This window comes from Rhodococcus sp. SJ-2 (assembly GCF_053750035.1).
In genome coordinates this window covers 2,951,195-2,968,699 of record NZ_CM132340.1, presented here as the reverse complement: position 1 = coordinate 2,968,699, position 17,505 = coordinate 2,951,195, and the positions used below count along the sequence as shown (strand labels likewise).

17 protein-coding genes are annotated in these 17,505 nt (G+C 64.6%); 9 read left to right on the top strand and 8 right to left on the bottom strand.

The window, feature by feature from the left end:
• Positions 1-43 precede the first annotated feature (43 nt).
• From ACSYG9_RS13925 to ACSYG9_RS13895, 7 genes are all read right to left on the bottom strand, one after another.
• A complete protein-coding gene (locus ACSYG9_RS13925) occupies positions 44-1,027 on the bottom strand; it encodes a zinc-binding dehydrogenase (RefSeq protein WP_440123130.1) in 984 nt (327 codons plus the stop codon).
• Between the two features lie 36 nt (positions 1,028-1,063).
• Positions 1,064-2,098 (bottom strand): phosphotransferase family protein, encoded by a 1,035-nt coding sequence (locus ACSYG9_RS13920; RefSeq protein ID WP_454838742.1) that lies wholly within the window; start codon positions 2,096-2,098, stop codon positions 1,064-1,066.
• Positions 2,091-2,873, bottom strand: a complete 783-nt coding sequence (locus ACSYG9_RS13915) for an SDR family oxidoreductase (protein WP_454838740.1) — start codon at positions 2,871-2,873, stop codon at positions 2,091-2,093. Before ACSYG9_RS13915 ends, ACSYG9_RS13920 begins: the two co-directional genes overlap by 8 nt.
• Complete coding sequence (locus ACSYG9_RS13910) at positions 2,870-4,093, bottom strand: acyl-CoA dehydrogenase family protein (RefSeq protein WP_440123127.1); 1,224 nt, start codon at positions 4,091-4,093, stop codon at positions 2,870-2,872. The genes ACSYG9_RS13915 and ACSYG9_RS13910 overlap by 4 nt, the downstream gene beginning before the upstream one ends.
• A gap of 21 nt (positions 4,094-4,114) precedes the next feature.
• On the bottom strand, positions 4,115-4,933 hold the full coding sequence (locus ACSYG9_RS13905; RefSeq protein ID WP_440127656.1) for an SDR family NAD(P)-dependent oxidoreductase: 819 nt from the start codon (positions 4,931-4,933) through the stop codon (positions 4,115-4,117).
• 114 nt (positions 4,934-5,047) lie between these two features.
• Entirely contained in the window at positions 5,048-5,548 is a 501-nt protein-coding gene (locus tag ACSYG9_RS13900) for a hypothetical protein (RefSeq protein WP_440123126.1), read from the bottom strand.
• A 39-nt stretch (positions 5,549-5,587) separates the two neighbouring features.
• A complete protein-coding gene (locus ACSYG9_RS13895; protein ID WP_454838737.1) occupies positions 5,588-6,268 on the bottom strand; it encodes a TetR/AcrR family transcriptional regulator in 681 nt (226 codons plus the stop codon).
• Between the two features lie 72 nt (positions 6,269-6,340).
• On the opposite strand from ACSYG9_RS13895, the gene ACSYG9_RS13890 reads away from it, so the two are divergent.
• Together ACSYG9_RS13890 and ACSYG9_RS13885 are read left to right on the top strand one after the other, a co-directional pair.
• On the top strand, positions 6,341-7,009 hold the full coding sequence (locus tag ACSYG9_RS13890) for an alpha-ketoglutarate-dependent dioxygenase AlkB (RefSeq protein WP_440123124.1): 669 nt from the start codon (positions 6,341-6,343) through the stop codon (positions 7,007-7,009).
• Positions 7,010-7,114: 105 nt separating this feature from the next.
• Positions 7,115-7,873, top strand: a complete 759-nt coding sequence (locus ACSYG9_RS13885) for a cutinase family protein (protein ID WP_440123123.1) — start codon at positions 7,115-7,117, stop codon at positions 7,871-7,873.
• 56 nt (positions 7,874-7,929) lie between these two features.
• Here ACSYG9_RS13885 and aztA read toward each other — a convergent pair whose 3' ends face one another.
• Complete coding sequence (gene aztA / locus ACSYG9_RS13880; RefSeq protein ID WP_440123122.1) at positions 7,930-8,559, bottom strand: zinc ABC transporter ATP-binding protein AztA; 630 nt, start codon at positions 8,557-8,559, stop codon at positions 7,930-7,932.
• Between the two features lie 55 nt (positions 8,560-8,614).
• Here aztA and aztB point away from each other — a divergent pair, with 55 nt between their 5' ends.
• From aztB to ACSYG9_RS13845, 7 genes are all read left to right on the top strand, one after another.
• A complete protein-coding gene (gene aztB / locus ACSYG9_RS13875) occupies positions 8,615-9,523 on the top strand; it encodes a zinc ABC transporter permease AztB (protein WP_454838734.1) in 909 nt (302 codons plus the stop codon).
• Between the two features lie 30 nt (positions 9,524-9,553).
• A complete protein-coding gene (locus tag ACSYG9_RS13870) occupies positions 9,554-10,804 on the top strand; it encodes an ABC transporter (RefSeq protein WP_454838732.1) in 1,251 nt (416 codons plus the stop codon).
• Entirely contained in the window at positions 10,801-11,715 is a 915-nt protein-coding gene (gene aztC, locus ACSYG9_RS13865) for a zinc ABC transporter substrate-binding protein AztC (RefSeq protein WP_440123119.1), read from the top strand. Before ACSYG9_RS13870 ends, aztC begins: the two co-directional genes overlap by 4 nt.
• A 25-nt stretch (positions 11,716-11,740) precedes the next feature.
• Complete coding sequence (aztD, locus tag ACSYG9_RS13860) at positions 11,741-12,934, top strand: zinc metallochaperone AztD (protein WP_454838730.1); 1,194 nt, start codon at positions 11,741-11,743, stop codon at positions 12,932-12,934.
• 233 nt (positions 12,935-13,167) lie between these two features.
• Positions 13,168-15,051, top strand: coding sequence for an ABC transporter ATP-binding protein (locus ACSYG9_RS13855; protein WP_454838728.1), 1,884 nt, complete (start codon positions 13,168-13,170; stop codon positions 15,049-15,051).
• Positions 15,048-16,805, top strand: coding sequence for an ATP-binding cassette domain-containing protein (locus tag ACSYG9_RS13850; RefSeq protein WP_440123116.1), 1,758 nt, complete (start codon positions 15,048-15,050; stop codon positions 16,803-16,805). The genes ACSYG9_RS13855 and ACSYG9_RS13850 overlap by 4 nt, the downstream gene beginning before the upstream one ends.
• Before the next feature lie 9 nt (positions 16,806-16,814).
• Entirely contained in the window at positions 16,815-17,480 is a 666-nt protein-coding gene (locus ACSYG9_RS13845; RefSeq protein WP_440123115.1) for a TetR family transcriptional regulator, read from the top strand.
• The last annotated feature ends 25 nt before the right edge of the window (positions 17,481-17,505 follow it).

The window sequence follows — 17,505 nt, the reverse complement described above, 5'->3', positions numbered from 1 at the left end:
GCGGTTCTCCCACCGCCGGCCGATACTGGATCCCGGCGTGCAGCTACGGAACGAACACAACCCTGCCCACGGTCGTTCCCTCACCCAGCCGCGCGATTCCGTCCGCAACCTCCGACAACGACAACCGCTCACTGACGAGAGGTGCTATCGCCCCGGAGGTGGTGAGCGCCGTGAGTTCGCTGTGGCACTGTTCGATGACCGCACGGTCGTACTCCTTGTACAGGCCCCAGTGCAGTCCGATGATCGAATAATTCTTGATCAGTGCGTGATTGAGGCCCGGAGTAGGGATGGTTCCGCCTGCGAACCCGATGATGACGATCCGTCCCTCGAACGCGATGCACTTCGTCGAGCCCGCGTAGGCGTCGCCGCCGACGGGATCGAACACGACGTCAGCGCCCCTACCTCCGGTGAACTCCTTGACCTTTGCCACGAAATCATCTGTGTGCCGGTCGATCACGAGATCAGCGCCGAGGCGTTTGCAGTACTCGGCCTTCTCCGGTCCGCCCACCACACCGATGACGCGCGCACCGGCCGCCTTCCCGAGTTGTATCGCAGCACTGCCGACGCCGCCCGCAGCCGCGTGCACGAGAAGCGTTTCGCCCTCGCGCAGCTGCGTTCGGCGGTGTAGCGCGAACCACGCGGTCTGGTATCCGATGAACAGCGCGGATGCCTCGGCATCGTCGAGCGACACCGGCGCAGCGAAGGCGTTCACCTCGTCCATCACGGTGTACTCGGCGAACGAGCCGAGTGGCAGATTCGGGTTCCCGATCACCCTGTCGCCTACGGAGTAACGGGCGGCACCCTCACCTGCGGAGATCACCTCACCGCACAGTTCGACGCCCGGAGTGAATGGCAGCGCAGGCCTGAGCTGGTATTTTCCCCGACACAACAGCACGTCGGGAAAGTTGGCGGGTGCTGCCAACGTTCGTACGAGCAACTGGCCGGGCCCGGCCACCGGTTCGTCGATGTCCTCGTACCTGAGAACGTCTCGCGGCTCACCGAGTTCGTGTACACGCCACGCTTTCACGAAATCACAGCCTCTACTTCGTTGGTGTTCGGTCGGTCAGATACCGGCATCCGCGGCCACCGCCATGGCGGCGCCGACGAGTGCGTCGATGCGCTCCACGGTCGGGGTGCTCGCGGCTGCCTTGTTGCGTGGGTCGTCGAGTGCGCGTCTCATCACGCCTTCGGCGATGATGGCCACCTTCCACAACCCGAGCGCATGCCAGAACTTCAGTGCGGCGGGGTCGCGACCGGTCTCGGCAAGATACATCTCCACGAGTTCGGTCCGGCTCGGGAAGCCGTCCAGTTGTGTGGCCGGAAAGTCGCCCGCGGTGCGCTCACCCGGTTCACTCCAATACGCGAGCATGCTTCCCATGTCCGCCAAGGGTTCTCCGAGTGTGGACAACTCCCAGTCGAGGACAGCTCGCACGTCACCGTTCTGCGGTGCGGTGATGAGGTTCCGCAGGTGGAAGTCGCCGTGCACGAGGGTCACTTCCCGCTGCTCCGGGATGTTGGCCAGCAACCGTCGGGTGAGGTCGTCGAGGTCGGGTATCTCTCGCGTCTTCGAGCGTTCCCATTGGCCCGACCACCGGTTGAGCTGGCGCAGGGCGTAAGGCTTGTGGCTCGCGAGATCCGCCAATCCCATCTCGGCAAGGTCGACGGCGTGGATCGCCGCGAGTGTCCGCGGCAGGCGGATCCCGATCGCCCGTCGCTGCCCGGGTGTGAGTTCCTCGGCCACGGCCATCCGGTCGACGACGAGCCCGTCGACGAATTCCATCAGGACGAGCGGCGCATCGGAGACCGCCGGGTTGTCGGTCACCGCAAGCACGCGCGGTACCGGAACGGCCGAGTGCTCGAGGGCCGAAAGGATCCGGGCTTCCCGCGCAACATCGTGTGCGGAAGCGAGCAGCGTACCCAGGGGCGGCCGTCGCAGCACCCACCGCCGCCCGGATGCGTCGCTGATCAGGTAGGTCAGGTTGGATTGTCCCAGCCCGATCCGCTCGAATGTCAGCGGCCCCGCGAACTCCGGCACGATGCCTGCGACCCACGTCGTGACCGCTTCGGTCTCGATCCCGACCACCACGGTGTCAGACATCGCGTGCACTTCCCTGCCGGAACGACTGCGCGTTGCCGAGCAACCGGCCACCGTCGATCACCATCACCTCACCGGTGATCCACTGCGCCGCATCGGAGACGAGATAATGCACAGCCGAGGCGACGTCGACAGGTTCACCGATGCGCCCGAGCGGCGTGGAGGCCGCGACCCGGGACTCGTGGTCCTTCCACAGTGCTTCGGCCAGCTTGGTTCTCACGACACCGGGTGCGACGGCATTGACGCGGACCATCGGCGACAGCTCGAGCGCGAGCTGCTTTGTGAGGTGGATCAGTGCGGCCTTCGACGCGTTGTACACCCCGATGTTCGCTTCGAACTTCATTCCGCCGATCGACGCGGTGTTGACGATGCTGCCGCCGTGATCACCCATCCACGCTTTCACCACCAACGACGACCACAACACCGGGCCCCACACGTTCACGTCGAAGGTCTTCGCGAACCGCGCGTGGTCCTGGTCGGCCAGCGGGCCGTACGACGGGTTGGTGCCGGCGTTGTTGACGAGAATGTCTATGCGGCCGAACTTCTCGAGGGTGATGTCGATGCATCGCCGCGCAGCATTGTCGTCGACGGCATGCGCTCCCACACCGAGCGCAGCCGGGCCGATGTCGGCCGCGGCGGCATCCGCCGATTCCTGGCTGCGTGAGGTCACGACGACGTTCGCTCCCGCCTGTGCGAGACCACGGGCAGTCTCCAGTCCGATACCGCGGGAGCCGCCGGTGACGATCGCGGTCTTGCCCGTCAGATCGAACCCCGTCATGACGTGGGCCGCAGGTCTCGGTACTTGCGCAGTTCCTGCTTGGCGATCGCGCGCTTGTGCACCTCGTCGGGACCGTCGGCCAAACGCAGTGTGCGCAGATGCGCGTACGCCATGGCGAGTGGGAAGTCGTCGGTGACTCCGCCACCACCGTGGACCTGGATCGCCCGGTCGACGATCTTCAGTGCAATATTCGGTCCGGCGACCTTGATCGCCGCGATCTCGGTGCGCGCTTCCTTGTTGCCGACGGTATCCATCAGGTACGCGGTCTTGAGGGTCAGAAGGCGGATCATCTCGATCTCGATGCGGGCCTCGGCGATCCAGTCCTGGATGTTGGCGTTGTCGGCGACGGGCTTGCCGAATGTGACGCGCGATTGTGCACGTCGGCACAGCAGTTCGAGGGCGCGTTCCGACACGCCGATCGCGCGCATGCAGTGGTGGATGCGCCCGGGCCCGAGACGCGCCTGGCTGATCGCGAAGCCTTCGCCTTCGCCCGCGAGAACATCTTTCGACGGCACGCGCACATCCTCGAACAGGATCTCGGCGTGGCCTTCGCGGTCGTGGTAGCCGAAGACCGGCAGGTTGCGCACCACGGTGACACCGGGGGCGTCGATGGGGACGACCATCATCGACTGCTGCCTGTGAGGGGCCGCGGTGGGGTCGGTCTTGCCCATCACGATGAGCACCTTGCAGTTCTTGTGCATCGCGTTGGATGCGAACCATTTACGCCCGTTGAGGACGTAGTCGTCGCCGTCACGAACCATCGACATCTCGATGTTGGTGGCATCCGAACTCGCGACGTCGGGCTCGGTCATCGCGAAGGCCGAGCGAATAGTGCCGTCGAGCAACGGCTTCAGGTACTTCTCTTTGTGTTCCTCTGTTCCGAATAGTGTGAACACCTCCATGTTGCCGGTGTCCGGTGCGGCGCAGTTGCAGGCCTCCGACGCCAATGGGCTCCGGCCCATGATCTCCGCGAGGGGCGCATACTCGAGATTGGTGAGCCCTGGGCCCCACTCGGGATGCGGATGGAAGAGGTTCCACAGCCCGCGCGAGCGCGCTTCCGTCTTGAGTTCCTCCATGATGGGCGGGTGGAAGTGCGGATCGCCGGCTTCTTCCATCTGACGGTGATAGACGGCCTCGGCCGGGTAGACGTGGGACTCCATGAATTCCAGCAGATCCGCCCGATATTTCTCGGCGCGCGGTGACAGGTCGAACAAAGACACGGCAAACTCCTCGAGAGTCGATCAGGATTCGGACATCAGGGACCGTTGGTAGCGCCGCATTCCGCGCAGCCACCGGTCGTAATCGGCACCCTTGTTCCGGTACATCTGGAGTACCTCCGGGTGAGGAAGGATCAGGAACCGCTCGTCGCGGATGCCGTCGAGCACGATCTCGGCGACATCCGCGGGTTCGAGCACCGCTGCGGAGGACGTCACGGCGCGAGTTCCGAGGTCGCCGAGTGACTCACCGGAATTGCTGCCGGAGTAGAGCAGCGGCGTGTTGACACCCATCGGACAGATACAGCTGACGCGGACGCCCTGGTCGCCGTAGGTCACCGACAGCCATTCTGCGAATCCGACGGCAGCGTGCTTGGTGACGGAATATCCTGCCGCACCGATCTGGGTGAGCAGGCCTGCCGCGGACGCGGTGCTCACGAAGTAGCCTTCGCCACGCTCGGCCCATCCCGGGACGAGTAGTTTCGCCGCACGGATGTGCGCCCGGAGGTTGACGTCGAAGACGTTCTCCCACTGGTCTTCGTCGAGGTCGAGTCCGTGCATGCCGGTGATGCCGGCGTTCGCGAAGTACAGATCGACCGGCCCGAAGCGGCTCTCTGCGATCCCGATGACCCGCGCGATCGCGTCGGCATCGGAGGCGTCGGCACCGACCGCGACGGCACCGCCGGGATGTTCGGCGTCGATGCGCGCAACCGTGCGCTCCGCGGCGGAGACATCGAGGTCGACCACGACAACGCGGGCACCTGTGTACACGAGCCGGGCAGCCAGGGCGTCACCGATCCCGCTGCCTCCGCCGGTCACGATGGCGACCTTCCCAGCAACGTCCACTTCGTCCTCCCCGCAGCCGTACACCTCGTCCACCGCACTATAAGTTGAATACGGCGTCAACTTCAACCGTTCGCGGCGCCCCGCCCCGCGAACGAGGCAACGGGACCACAGTTGCTATTCGACGCGACCGTACGCGCGCAATACGTCTGCCATCAGAAGATTTAGCGCTTCGCCTGCGGGAATCTCACTTCGAGCTCGCTTGTAGTTCAGGGAGAGAGTGAGGTCGTCGAATCGCGCAATGTATCGGCCCATCTCCGGCGTGAGAGTCCAGATCTCGACCTCGGTACCCGCAACGGTCGTGCGCTCCCACACATCGTCGGGCTCGGATCTGCCGGAGACCCACAGCGTCGCGTCAGGAGTGATGTAGGAGTTCACCCCGGACCACTCACACCCGGGTTCGGCGAGCAACTCACGCGGCATCGCATCGCCCGCGCCCACCGCATCGAGCGTCTCGGGAGAAATTGCGGCGCACGGGTCGACATCTTGCGCCGATACCGGGACAGCGACCGCAGGCACCGCGGTGCCGTTACGGGTCACGGATACTTCTTGCTGGCTACATGCACCACAGGCCGCAGCAGCGAGGACCGCAAGTGCGGCGATGCGTGTCGTCGTCATGCCCGCATGCTACGACGGACCACGCCGAATCCGGAACGATCAGTCGCCGTGAGGGATCCGCAGCGCGTTGACCCACAGTCGAGTCGCGGTATACACGAGCTCGTCCATGTTCGCGGACTCGTCCTCGTTGATGACGAAGTGGGAGAAGGCAAGTCGGCTGATCATGCCGGAGAGGGCCCTCGATGCCAGGAGCGCGTCGACCTCGCGATCAGCGAGGCCGCGGTCCTGCAGATGCGCGATGCTGCGTGCATTGCGCCGGATGAAGGCGTCGCCGCGTTTCTGACGCAGCTCACGAAAAACCGGGTCGATGTGCGAGACCTGCTCGAGCAGACCCATCAGCTTCGCGTTGCGTCGATACGCTTCGAGATAAGCCCGGTTGCTCGCCTCCACGACCGCCGCCGGATCATCCTCGTCGGCCACGCGTGGCATGCCCGGATGCAGCATGTCCTCCTGCGCCAGTTCGAGCACCGCCGCGAAGATCTCTTCCTTGCTCGAGAAGTAGGTGTAGAACGTGCCCGCGGAACACTTCGCGTGCTTGGTGATGTCGACGAGCCTGGTGTCGAGGTAACCCGCACTCTCGAATACCGTCCGGGCAGCGGCGATCAACGACGACCGCGTCCGCAGCCCCCGCTCGGTGACCGGAAGGTCGCGCAACAACGACGACGGTGCCATCGACGGAGGAGAGTCGTCGAAGGTGTCGTCGATGTCGGAGCTCGGCATTCTGTATTTATACGTGATCGGCGGATGACAGCCGACCGCCCCGGACGACGAAAGCATCGAGGAGCCGCGACAGTGAACGAACCGCTGCCCATCCCCCGTGCACGTCGCGAGGTCGCCCCCGGGGCAGTGCACGTGCCCGAGTGGCTGAACCGCGACGCGCAGCGCCGGCTGGTCGAGGCATGCCGCAACTGGGCGCGGGGTCCGGCACCGATGCGACACACCGCCCTCCCCGGAGGCGGAGTGATGTCGGTGCAGACGGTCTGCCTGGGGTGGCATTGGTCTCCGTACCGCTACACCCGCAGGGCGGTGGATGTCGATGACGCGCCCGTCGCACCTCTCCCCCGATGGCTCGCCGACCTCGGTCGCCGAGCGGTCGCCGACGCGTACTCCCGCCCTGCCGACGACTACGAGCCGGACACAGCCCTGATCAACTTCTACGACGCCGACGCGCGAATGGGGATGCATCAGGACAAGGACGAACGCGTCGCCGAACCGATCGTGTCCTTGAGCCTCGGCGATTCATGCGTCTTCCGATTCGGAAATTGTGAGACGCGAGGCCGGCCCTACACCGACATCCGGCTCGAGTCCGGGGATCTGTTCGTGTTCGGCGGACCGTCGAGGTTTGCGTATCACGGTGTGCCGTCGGTATTTCCGAACTCCTGCGGGCCAGGTCTCGGAATAGCACGGGGCCGGCTGAACCTCACCCTGCGGATGACAGGGCTACCGTCTGACGCGGTGTGATCACCTTCACTGCAAAAGCGACAAAGTAGACAGGACCGCGGACCCGGAGTTCGCTAGTATCGACTTCGATCATCGCCTGTCGGGGGCCGACCAGGAGAACCGCGCATGCCCCGGACCACTCGTACCCACACTCGTCTTCTCTGCATGCTCGCCGCCGGACTGATCACCACCGCAGGCGCCGTGCTGGTCACCGCCCCCACCGCTGCTGCCGACGATACGAGTCCGTGCCCCGACCGCTACGTCCTCGCGGTCGACGGCACCAAGGGCTTCAGCACTCCGGACTCGATCGACCCGGATTCGCCACTCGCAGAGATCTCCGACCGTCATCGTGGCCCGGGCACCGTTGTCGAACACATCCGTTACCCCGCGGTGGTCGTACCAATGCCCAGTACCGGTTCGCACGACGACGGCGACGGCTTGGACGACGACGGCGCCATCGCCTACGACAGATCCAAGCAGATCGGGCATGAGCGACTCCGCGAGACCATCGCCGCCCGGCACAGCACCTGCCCCGACGCTGATCTGTTGATTCTCGGCTACTCGCAGGGCGCCTCCATTGCCGGCGACGTCCTCGCCGAGATCGCGGAGGACGGATCAGTCCCGCCGTCCCGGATCAGCGGCATCCTGTACTCGGATCCCCGAGACACCCGGGGCGTCGAGACGTTGTTCCCCGGCCCCATCGTCCCCGGCGTGACGCTCGGTGGCGCGCGCAGCGAATTCGGTGAGATCCCCGTCCAACGAGTCTGCATCGAAGGCGATGCGGTCTGCGACGGCCGAACCCCCGGCGACGGCGACGACTGGCTCGAGGCGAACGTCGCCGGCTATCTCGAACTGCACACGAAATACCCTGACTACCAGCCCTGACGGGGCGTCACACGAACGCGGCCCCGAGCATCGATTGCGACGACCGGTCACTCGCTTCAGCGCACCACTGCGCGTCCGGACTCGAGTCGAAGCACGCGATCTGCGGCGGCGATGGATTCGTCATCGTGGGTCACGCAAGCCACTGCCGCTCCGCAACGGGTCGCATACTCGGCGAGGATCTCGCGTGTGCGTCGGCGACTGGCCGAATCCAGCCCTGCGGCGGGTTCGTCGAGGAGCAGGATCGGTGCCTCTTGCACGATTCCTTGCGCAAGGAGGGCCCGCTGCCGTTGCCCGCCGGAGAGTGCCGCGAGTGGTTGCTTCTCGAATCCCGTGAGGTCCACTTTCTCGATGGCCTCGACGACCGCGCTGCGGGTACTCCGGCGGTCCAGCCGTCGTGCCCAGGTTCCCATGGTGACGACATCGAAGACGGTCACCGGCAGGGTGTCGGGGACGGATGGCCGTTGGACGACGAGCGCCACCGCGCCGCATCGTGAGATCTTTCCGAAGCGGGGAGTTCGAACTCCCGCCAGCAACTCGATGAGAGTCGACTTACCCGAGCCGTTGGGGCCCGCGATTGCTGTCACGGTTCCACGACGGAGCGTCACGGAGACACCGTGCAGAACATCGCGTCCGTCGTAGGCATAGCTCAGGGATCGCGCCGTCAATACGGAGGTCGAAGTCTTCATTCATGCGACTATAGCAATTGGTAATCGTTGTCATTACCAGTTACGCTCCTGACCCGTGTCCTGGCTCAGCGATCCCTTCACCACCGACTTCATGGTCCGCGCCCTTCTGGGAGGTGCCCTCGTCGCAGCGATCTGCGGTGTCGTAGGCACCTGGGTAGTCATCCGCGGCATGGCTTTTCTCGGTGAAGCGATCGGCCACGGAATGCTGCCCGGGGTTGCCTTGGCCACAGTCCTGGGTCTGCCCGTGCTGGCGGGCGGAGCGATCAGCGCCGGAGCCATGAGCGCCGCGATCGGTGCCCTGCAACGGCGAGGCCGCCTGTCCTATGACACGACCATCGGCCTGTTGTTCGTCGCGATGCTCTCGAGTGGCATCATCATCGTCTCTCATTCACGTAGCTTCGCCACCGATGCGACGACCATTCTGTTCGGTGACATCCTCGCGATCCGGACTGCGGAGATCGTCACGCTCGCAAGCGCACTCATGATCACACTCGGTATCGCAACCAAGTTCCACCGTTCCTTCGTGGCATCCGCGTTCGATCCGCGCATCGCCCACACCCTCGGTCTCCGCCCTCAGCTCGCACAGGTGATGCTGGTCGCACTCGTCACCCTCGCCGTGGTCGCGTCGTACCAGGCGGTCGGAACGCTCCTCGTAGTGGCCCTGTTGCTCGGCCCGGTCGTCGCGGCCCACCAGTGGACCGGACGCATTCCCTCGACGATGCTCCTCGCCACGGTGTTCGGATTCGCGGCCGTCACCTCCGGTCTGCTCACCTCATGGCACTTCGGAACTGCCGCCGGCGCATCGATCGCGTTCTGCGCCATCTGCCTGGCCCTGACATCCGCGATCACTCGCAGTACCCGCAATCGTTTCCGTCATCGCCACGACCGTGACGTGCACCCGACCGAGGAGTTCGGAGATGCCGGAGATGAACCGCCGGTCTCGATCTGCGCCGAAAACCGTTGACCTGAACAATTGTCGATCAGAAAGCACACAATGTTACGACGCGGGATTCTGACCGCACTTGCCGCGACCGCAACTATCGCGCTGTCGTCCTGCGCAACCCAGTCCGCCGATTCGACCCCGCCGATACCGGAGGCCGATCGATCCACCGGTGACGGCCACGGCGCGATTGCAGGAGCGGAGGAGGTTGCCGAACCGCCGCTGCACCTGGTGAGCATCGACGCCGCGGGTGCAGTCGGCATGCTCGATCTTCTCGACGACACCACCACGGAGCTGGGCACCATCTCCGCACCGTCTGCTGTCGCATCCGACGGGCGATACCTGTTTGCGACGACGCAACAAGGAGTCGACATCGTCGACAGTGGTGTGTGGACCTGGGATCACGTAGACCACTTCCACTACTACCGGGCGGCCCCGAAGTTGCTCGGGAACGTCACCGGTGAAGGCATACCGTCGGTTTCGACATCGAACACGTCGACCATCGGTGGTACCGGCCTCTTCTTCCCTCTCACCGGTGAGGCGGTGTTGTTGGACAACGAGGCTCTCTCGCAAGGGGAGATACGCGAATTGTTCCGGATCGGCACCGGGCCACATCCAGGACTTGCCGTCCCCCTCGGGGGCGGGGCCCTGGTCACCCACGCAGGAGATCGAGGACAGGCCACGGAAGTGCGTTTCCATCGTGCCGATGGGACACCCGTCGACGGGAAGAGCGTCGAATGTCCCGACGCACAGGGCACCATCACCACCCGGGTCGGAGTCGTGATCGGGTGCGCCACCGGCGCTCTGCTCGCGACAGCGGAAGACGGGGACGTGACCTTCGAGCACCTCCCCTACCCGGAAGGGACTCACACGCCCGCAGTGGAGTTCGACAATCGTAAAGGGCGCCCGAGTGTCGCCGCACGGGCCGGCGACGAGGGCATCTGGCTACTCGACACCCGTGCCCGCACCTGGCAGCTGATCCCGACCACCGAGCCGCTCCTCCGGGTGTCGGCCGCCGATGATGCGGACGAGCATATCGTCGCCCTCGATCGAAGTGGCCGCGTTCGGGTGTACGACGGCAGTTCGGGTGATGAAGTCGCGGCCACAGAGCCACTGTTGCCTCGGAGCATCGCAGACCCCGCACTGCTCGAGAGCGTCGAACTGACAGTCGACCGGCAGCGTGCATACATCCATGCTCCGGCGGAAGGCGTCGTCTACGAGATCGCCTATGCCGACAACGCGCGGCTTGCCCGGACTCTCGAAACACCTACCACTCCCGTCTTTTTCGCGGAGACGGGGCGATGATGCGACGAACCCGTCTGGTCGGTGCGGCGTTGGCAGGGATGCTCACTCTCGTAGGCTGCGGAAGCACAAGCGAGAACGAGGACCGGCCGACGGTCGTCGTGACCACCAACATTCTCGGGGACGTCGTGGAGAATGTGGTGGGTGATGCCGCCGAGGTCACCACGCTCATGAAACCCAATGCAGATCCGCACTCCTTCGAGATCTCAGCACAGGAAGCAAGCCTTCTGAGTCGAGCCGATCTGGTGGTATCGAACGGGATCGGCCTCGAAGAAGGGCTGCAGCAGCACCTCGATCGGGCAGCAGATGCGGGCGTGGACACGTTCGTCGCAGGTAACACCATCGACGTTCTCGCGTACTCCGAGGAGAACGAAGGTACACCCGACCCTCACTTCTGGACCGATCCCGCGCGCATGCGCGACGTTGTGGACGCACTGGAAAACGCGCTGGTATCGATCGACGGCATCGACAAGGCGGCGATCGACGAGAACGCCGAACGCTACCGCGAGGAACTCGCTGAACTCGAGAAAGAGATGACCGCGGCGTTCGATTCCGTCCCCGAGGACCGGCGCAACCTGGTGACCAATCATCACGTTTTCGGTTATCTTGCTGAACGATTCGACTTCCGCATCGTGGGCGCGATCATCCCCGGAGGTACGACGCTCGCGTCGCCCAGCGCGAGCGACCTGCGCGAACTTTCTTCCGCCATCGTCGAATCCGGTGTACCGGCGATCTTCGCCGAATCGTCACAACCCGACCGCCTGGTCCAGGTCCTCGCCGACGAAGCCGGCGTCGACGTGGACGTGATCGAACTGTTCACGGAGTCGCTCACAGAACCCGGACAAGGCGCCGAAACCTACCTGGAGATGATGCGCGCCAACACCGAGCGCATCACCGCCGGGCTCTCTCCCTGATAACCGTATACCGAGAGGAAGATCGATGAGACTACGACATGTGCCCGGAAAAGGAGCAATTGCGGCTGCAGTCGGCGCCGCATTGCTGGCCACCGCATGTAGCGGATCGGATGAGCAGACGGTAACCGACCCGACCACCGTTTCGCCCTCCGCTGACGCCTCGACCGATGGAGGCATTGCGGTCGCGATCGAGAACGGGCTGGTAGTACTCGATGGGGACACCCTCGAGATTCTCGGCGAGTTCGACTCCGAAGAGTTCACCCGGCTCAACGCAGTCGGCGACGGCCGCCATCTTCTCGTGACGACCACCGGCGGTTTCCAGGTACTCGACACCGCCACACCGGAACTGACCGATCTCGTCTTCGAGGCCGAGACTCCGGCGCACGTCGTCCGCCACCATGGCAAAACCGTCCTCTACGACGACGGCACCAGCAACACCGTCGTGTTCGACACCGACGCGCTGCTGACGAACAACAACGAGTTGCCTTCGACCCGGATGGTTCCCGGCGATGAAGCCCACCACGGGGTGTCGATCGTCCTCGAGGACGGCACGCTACTCACGACCATCGGCAACGCCGACGGCCGTACCGGTGTGCGGGCACTCGACACGGATTCGAACGAGGTGGCGCGAAGCGAAGAGTGCCCCGGCGTCCACGGGGAAGGAACAGCAACCGATGAGGCTGTGGTCTTCGGTTGCGAGGACGGAGCTCTGCTCTACCACGACGGCGCGTTCGAGAAGCTCACCGCTCCTGACGAATACGGACGGATGGGCAACGCCTACGTATCGGAAACGAGCCCGCTCATCGTCGGCGACTACAAGAACGACCCCGACGCCGAGGGCTACCTGTTGAACATGGTGACCTTGATCGACACCGAAGCGCACACGTACGAAGCGATCGAGTTGCCCGACGGTATCGAGTACACCTGGCGCGGCATCGCTCGCGGACCGAACGACCAGGCCTACGTTCTCGCAACCGACGGATCCATCTATGTCATGGACCCTGCCACCGGTGAGATGAGGGGCCAGTACCCCGTGATCGCACCATGGGAAGGGCCGGACGAGTGGCAGAACCCGCACCCGGCCCTCGTGGTCGACGGCGATATCGGATATGTCACCGAACCTGCGAGCAATACCATTCACGCCGTCGATCTCACCACCGGTGTGATCGTGAAATCCACCGAGCTCCCGGACCAGCCGAACGAGCTCGCTGTCGCATAGTTCGATCGACCCGGCTGTGGTGTGTGCGCGATCGCGCATCACAGCCGGTGCGTCATTGGTGCCGGGACCGGATGTCAGTGCGTTGCCGCGCAATGGATGTACATGAACTTCACCCTTGCGTCCTGCAGGCGTGCGCCCTAAAGTGAACGCCATTCATAAATAGTTTTGGCAAACCTAACCTAATTTCCCCTGGCTACCGATGACAGCCGGTTTGCCCGACGCCCAGGAGTGCCATGACGACCACCGCACCTGCTACCGATCCCCCCTCAGAGGACCAGCGACGGAAATCCGACTCCGCCCACGAACAGAAGGATCAACAGAAGGCAGGTGCCCGCGCGCTGAAAGAGCTGATGAGTCCGGTGTCGGCGCGCCTGACCGTCGGCCGGATCCTCGCGGCAGTGTCAGGAATCTTCGCAGTGGTCCCCTATATCGCCTTGGTGCGCATCGGTGACCTGCTGCTCAGTGCACACAACTCGAACGCTCCCGTCGACGGCGACGAGGTCGGGATGTGGATTCGGGTTCTCCTCGTCACCTTCGGGCTCCGACTGGTCATCTACTTCACCGCCTTGCTCGTCACCCACTTCGCCGACATCAAGCTCGGCCACCTCATCCAACTCCGTCTGGTAAGACGGTTCTCCCGTACTCCCCTCGCGTGGTTCACGTCCACCAACTCCGGACGCGTACGCAAAGCGCTGCAGGACGATATCGGAACCATTCATCACCTCATCGCCCATCAGCCTGTCGACGGAACCAACGCGATGGTGATGCCTCTGGCGTTGATGGTCTATGCCTTCATCATCGACTGGCGGCTGGGACTGCTGGCAATCGCGACGATCCCGCTCTATGCCGCGGCGATGGCCGGATCGATGCGCGGCATGGGCGAGAAGACCGCGGAGATGGATCAGCGACTGTCCACCGTGTCGGCGCGGATGGTCGAATTCGTCACCGGCATATCGGTTGTCAAGGCATTCGGACGCGTGGGACGTGCCCACCGCCGTTATCAGGAGGCCGCCGATGACTTCTACGACTTCTACCTGGCCTGGGTCAAACCACTGATTCGAGTCTCCGCCCTCGGGACGTCAGTTCTTGCCGTGCCGTTGGTGTTGCTCATCAACATCGGCGTCGGTGCCGTACTCGTCCATCACGACGTTGTCGGAACCGCCGACGTACTCGCCACCTCGCTCATCGCGCTCCTGATCCCGTACGCACTCGAGAGCCTGATGAATTCGATGTGGGCCCAGCAGATGGCAGGGGGCGCCGCGCTGCGGCTCGTCGATCTGGTGAACGCCCCGATCCTGTCGCACTCCGACGATGCAGATGGTCACGAACTCCGCTCCCACGAAGTCGTATTCGACCGCGTCAGCTACACCTACGGTTCCGGTCCCGATGCGGCACTCGCCGTCGATGACGTCACATTCACCCTTCGGCAAGGGACTGTCACCGCACTCATCGGCCCCTCCGGGTCGGGCAAATCGACGATAGCCACGTTGCTCGCCCGCTTCGACGATCCTCGGTCGGGGACCATCCGAATCGGTGGCGTACCGCTCGACCGGATCACCGATCTGTATTCCCATGTCGGCTTCGTCCTGCAGGATCCCCAATTGCTCGGCATCAGCATCCGCGACAACATCGTGTTGGGCCGGCAGGATGCCACCGACACGCAGGTTCGGGAAGCGGCGGCAGCCGCCCGGATTCTCGACGACATCGAGGCCCTCCCGGACGGCTTCGACACCATCTACGGCACGGATTCGGGGCTGTCCGGCGGGCAGGCGCAACGCATCGCGATCGCCCGAGCGCTGCTCGTCGACGCCCCGATCCTGATCCTCGACGAAGCTACCGCCCTCACGGATCCCGAGTCCGAGCACCACATCCAACAAGCCCTGTCCACCCTTGTCCGGGGCAGGACCGTTCTGGTGATCGCCCATCGTCCCGAGGTCATCAAAGGGGTCGATCGGATCGTCGTGATCGATTCCGGTCGTGTGTCGGCCATCGGGACCCATGAGGAGTTGCTCAGCCACCCCGAATATGCGCGCTTGTGGCGAGTGACCGGGGCCGAGACGCGTCTCCCCGAAGCCGGCCCCGCCGGCGGCAACGACCGCGAAGGAACCCACCGATGAAACTTCCGCTGATCGATATCGTCCCCCGGATGCAGCGCATGATCTCACACCCGGAGCACATGCGGCCTGCCATCGCCGCCAGCGTGATCGTGGGCCTGGTCGAAGGTTTCGCGCTCGCGGCTCTCCTCCCCACCATCAGCGCACTGGCAGAGGACGATGCCGTCTGGGGGCTGGGACTTGCCGGCTGGCTGTGGGTGCTCGGCGGCCTGTCGGTGGCCAGCTTCCTGCTCAACTACTGGGCCAGCAAGGCCAATTACGACGTCGCGCTCGACTTCCTACGAAGCTTCCATCGTCTGGTCGGTGATCAGGTCGCCAAGCAGCCCCTCGGGTGGTTCGCACGGCCGCTGGCGGGGGCACTGTCCCGAATGGTGTCGTCCGAGCTGATGTCGGCGGGCGAGATCTTTGCCCACATGTTCGGGCCGCTCGTCTCGCGCAGTACGGCAGCAATCGTGATCATCGTCGCCGCGTGGTTCTGGGACCCCGCGCTCGGTCTGATCCTCACCGCTGCGGTGCCGGTGTTCGTCCTCATCACCTTGGTGTCGACGGCACTGATGCGCAAGGGCAGGTCGATACACGAGCCGAAGGAAGCCACGTTGGCAAACCGGGTTGTGGAGTACGCACAGTGCCAGGGCGCCATCCGCTCTTGTGCCCGCACCGACGACTACGCGCCGCTGGGGTACGCGCTCGAGGGTGCGTATTCGGCCAAGAAGCGCGGGCTGTGGCTCGAGACGATCGGGATGCTTCTCAGCGGAATGGTCACCCAGGGCGTGGTCGTGGTGCTGATCACCGTAACCGGATCGCTCGCCACCGACGGTGCACTGCAACCGATCCCGGCACTGGCATTCATCGGTCTCGCACTGCGCTTCACCTCGACGCTGTCGGCGATCACCGAGAGCGCGATGGGTCTGGAGTCGCGACGACCGCTGCTCGACGCGCTCGACGACGTACTCACGGCGCAGGCCCTGCCCGAGCCCGGCAACCCCGGGACACTGCCCTCACCGGGCAGATTGGAACTCGACGACGTCACCTTCTCCTACTCACCCGATTCCTCACCGGCGGTGCGCAATGTCTCGATGACGGTGTCCCCCGGTTCGATGGTGGCTCTCGTCGGTCCGTCGGGCAGCGGCAAGACGACCATCGCGCGGCTTCTCTGCCGCTTCTACGACGCCGACGAGGGCCGGGTACTGGTGGGCGGTCTCCCCGTGGCCGAACAGACTTCCGAGCAACTGATGGGCCAGCTGTCGATGGTGTTCCAGGATGTCTATCTGTTCGACGACACACTCGAGGCCAACGTCGCGGTGGGTCGGAAAGAGGCGACGGAGGCGGAGATCCGGGAGGCTGCTGACCTCGCCGGCGTCACGGAGATAGCCGAGCGGCTACCCGACGGCTGGCACACACGGGTCGGAGAAGGTGGCCGGGGCATCTCCGGCGGAGAGCGCCAACGAGTGGCCATCGCGCGGGCCCTGCTCAAGAAGGCACCGATCGTCCTGCTCGACGAGGCGACATCGGCTCTCGATGTCGAGAACGAAGCGAACATCGTCGCGGCAATCGAGAGACTGCGCGAAGAGTCGACCGTCGTCGTCATCGCCCATCGGCTCGCCACGATCATGGGAGCCGACAAGATTGTCGCGCTCGATGCCCAAGGTCGGATCGAGAGCCAGGGGACGCACGAGGAACTGCTGGCTGCCGGAGGCACATACTCTCAGTTCTGGCGTCGGCTCGAGGAGGCGCAGGGCTGGCAGCTGGCCCACTAGCCTTATGGCATGGACCATGTCGATGGCACGAACGCGGGCTCACCGGTCCTGCTGAGCAAGAAGGCCGGGCGGAAGCCGGCTTTCACCGAGCAGGACGTCATCGATGCGGCCCTCGGCGAGGGCCTCGACCGCTTCACGCTGTCTGCCGTGGGTCGTCGCCTCGGCGTGGCGACCACGGCGCTGTATCGTCTGTTCGCGTCGCGCGAGGAGATCGTCGTGGCCTGCCTCGACCACATTGCTGCCGGAATCCGGGTGCCCGACGACGACGCAGCGGACTGGCACACGATGCTCCAACTCTGGGCGGACGAATGCTGGCGGGTGTGTGACGACTTTCCCGGACTCAGCCGGGTGGTCTACAGCTATGCCTCCGCCTTCACCCGCATCGAGGGGGTCATCGCTGCGTATGCCCGAGCCCTGGCGGCGCACGACAAGACCGACAAGCAGGCCCTGTTCGCACTCGACTTCATCGGAGACACCGTCTTTGCCTGTCATCTCGGTGTGGAGTCGATGCGGACTGTCGACGACAGCGGCACCACCGGCTTCGATCGCGTGAAGGAAGCCGTGGGCAGCGAATCGCTCATCGAACCACGCGAATCCTGGCGTGAGCGGGGTGTGGTGGACACCAAGATCGAGTTCATCCTCATGGGATTGGAACATCACTGGCCGGAGATCTGAACCTCCATGCGACCTCGCGTCGTGA

Coding starts and splice junctions, on each gene's coding strand:
- aztD (WP_454838730.1), top strand. CDS start 11,741: ATGAGACTACGACATGTGCCCGGAAAAGGAGCAATTGCGGCTGCAGTC.
- ACSYG9_RS13895 (WP_454838737.1), bottom strand. CDS start 6,268: ATGCCGAGCTCCGACATCGACGACACCTTCGACGACTCTCCTCCGTCG.
- ACSYG9_RS13870 (WP_454838732.1), top strand. CDS start 9,554: ATGTTACGACGCGGGATTCTGACCGCACTTGCCGCGACCGCAACTATC.
- ACSYG9_RS13850 (WP_440123116.1), top strand. CDS start 15,048: ATGAAACTTCCGCTGATCGATATCGTCCCCCGGATGCAGCGCATGATC.
- aztC (WP_440123119.1), top strand. CDS start 10,801: ATGATGCGACGAACCCGTCTGGTCGGTGCGGCGTTGGCAGGGATGCTC.
- ACSYG9_RS13900 (WP_440123126.1), bottom strand. CDS start 5,548: ATGACGACGACACGCATCGCCGCACTTGCGGTCCTCGCTGCTGCGGCC.
- ACSYG9_RS13855 (WP_454838728.1), top strand. CDS start 13,168: ATGACGACCACCGCACCTGCTACCGATCCCCCCTCAGAGGACCAGCGA.
- ACSYG9_RS13920 (WP_454838742.1), bottom strand. CDS start 2,098: ATGTCTGACACCGTGGTGGTCGGGATCGAGACCGAAGCGGTCACGACG.
- ACSYG9_RS13915 (WP_454838740.1), bottom strand. CDS start 2,873: ATGACGGGGTTCGATCTGACGGGCAAGACCGCGATCGTCACCGGCGGC.
- aztA (WP_440123122.1), bottom strand. CDS start 8,559: ATGAAGACTTCGACCTCCGTATTGACGGCGCGATCCCTGAGCTATGCC.
- ACSYG9_RS13845 (WP_440123115.1), top strand. CDS start 16,815: ATGGACCATGTCGATGGCACGAACGCGGGCTCACCGGTCCTGCTGAGC.
- ACSYG9_RS13885 (WP_440123123.1), top strand. CDS start 7,115: ATGCCCCGGACCACTCGTACCCACACTCGTCTTCTCTGCATGCTCGCC.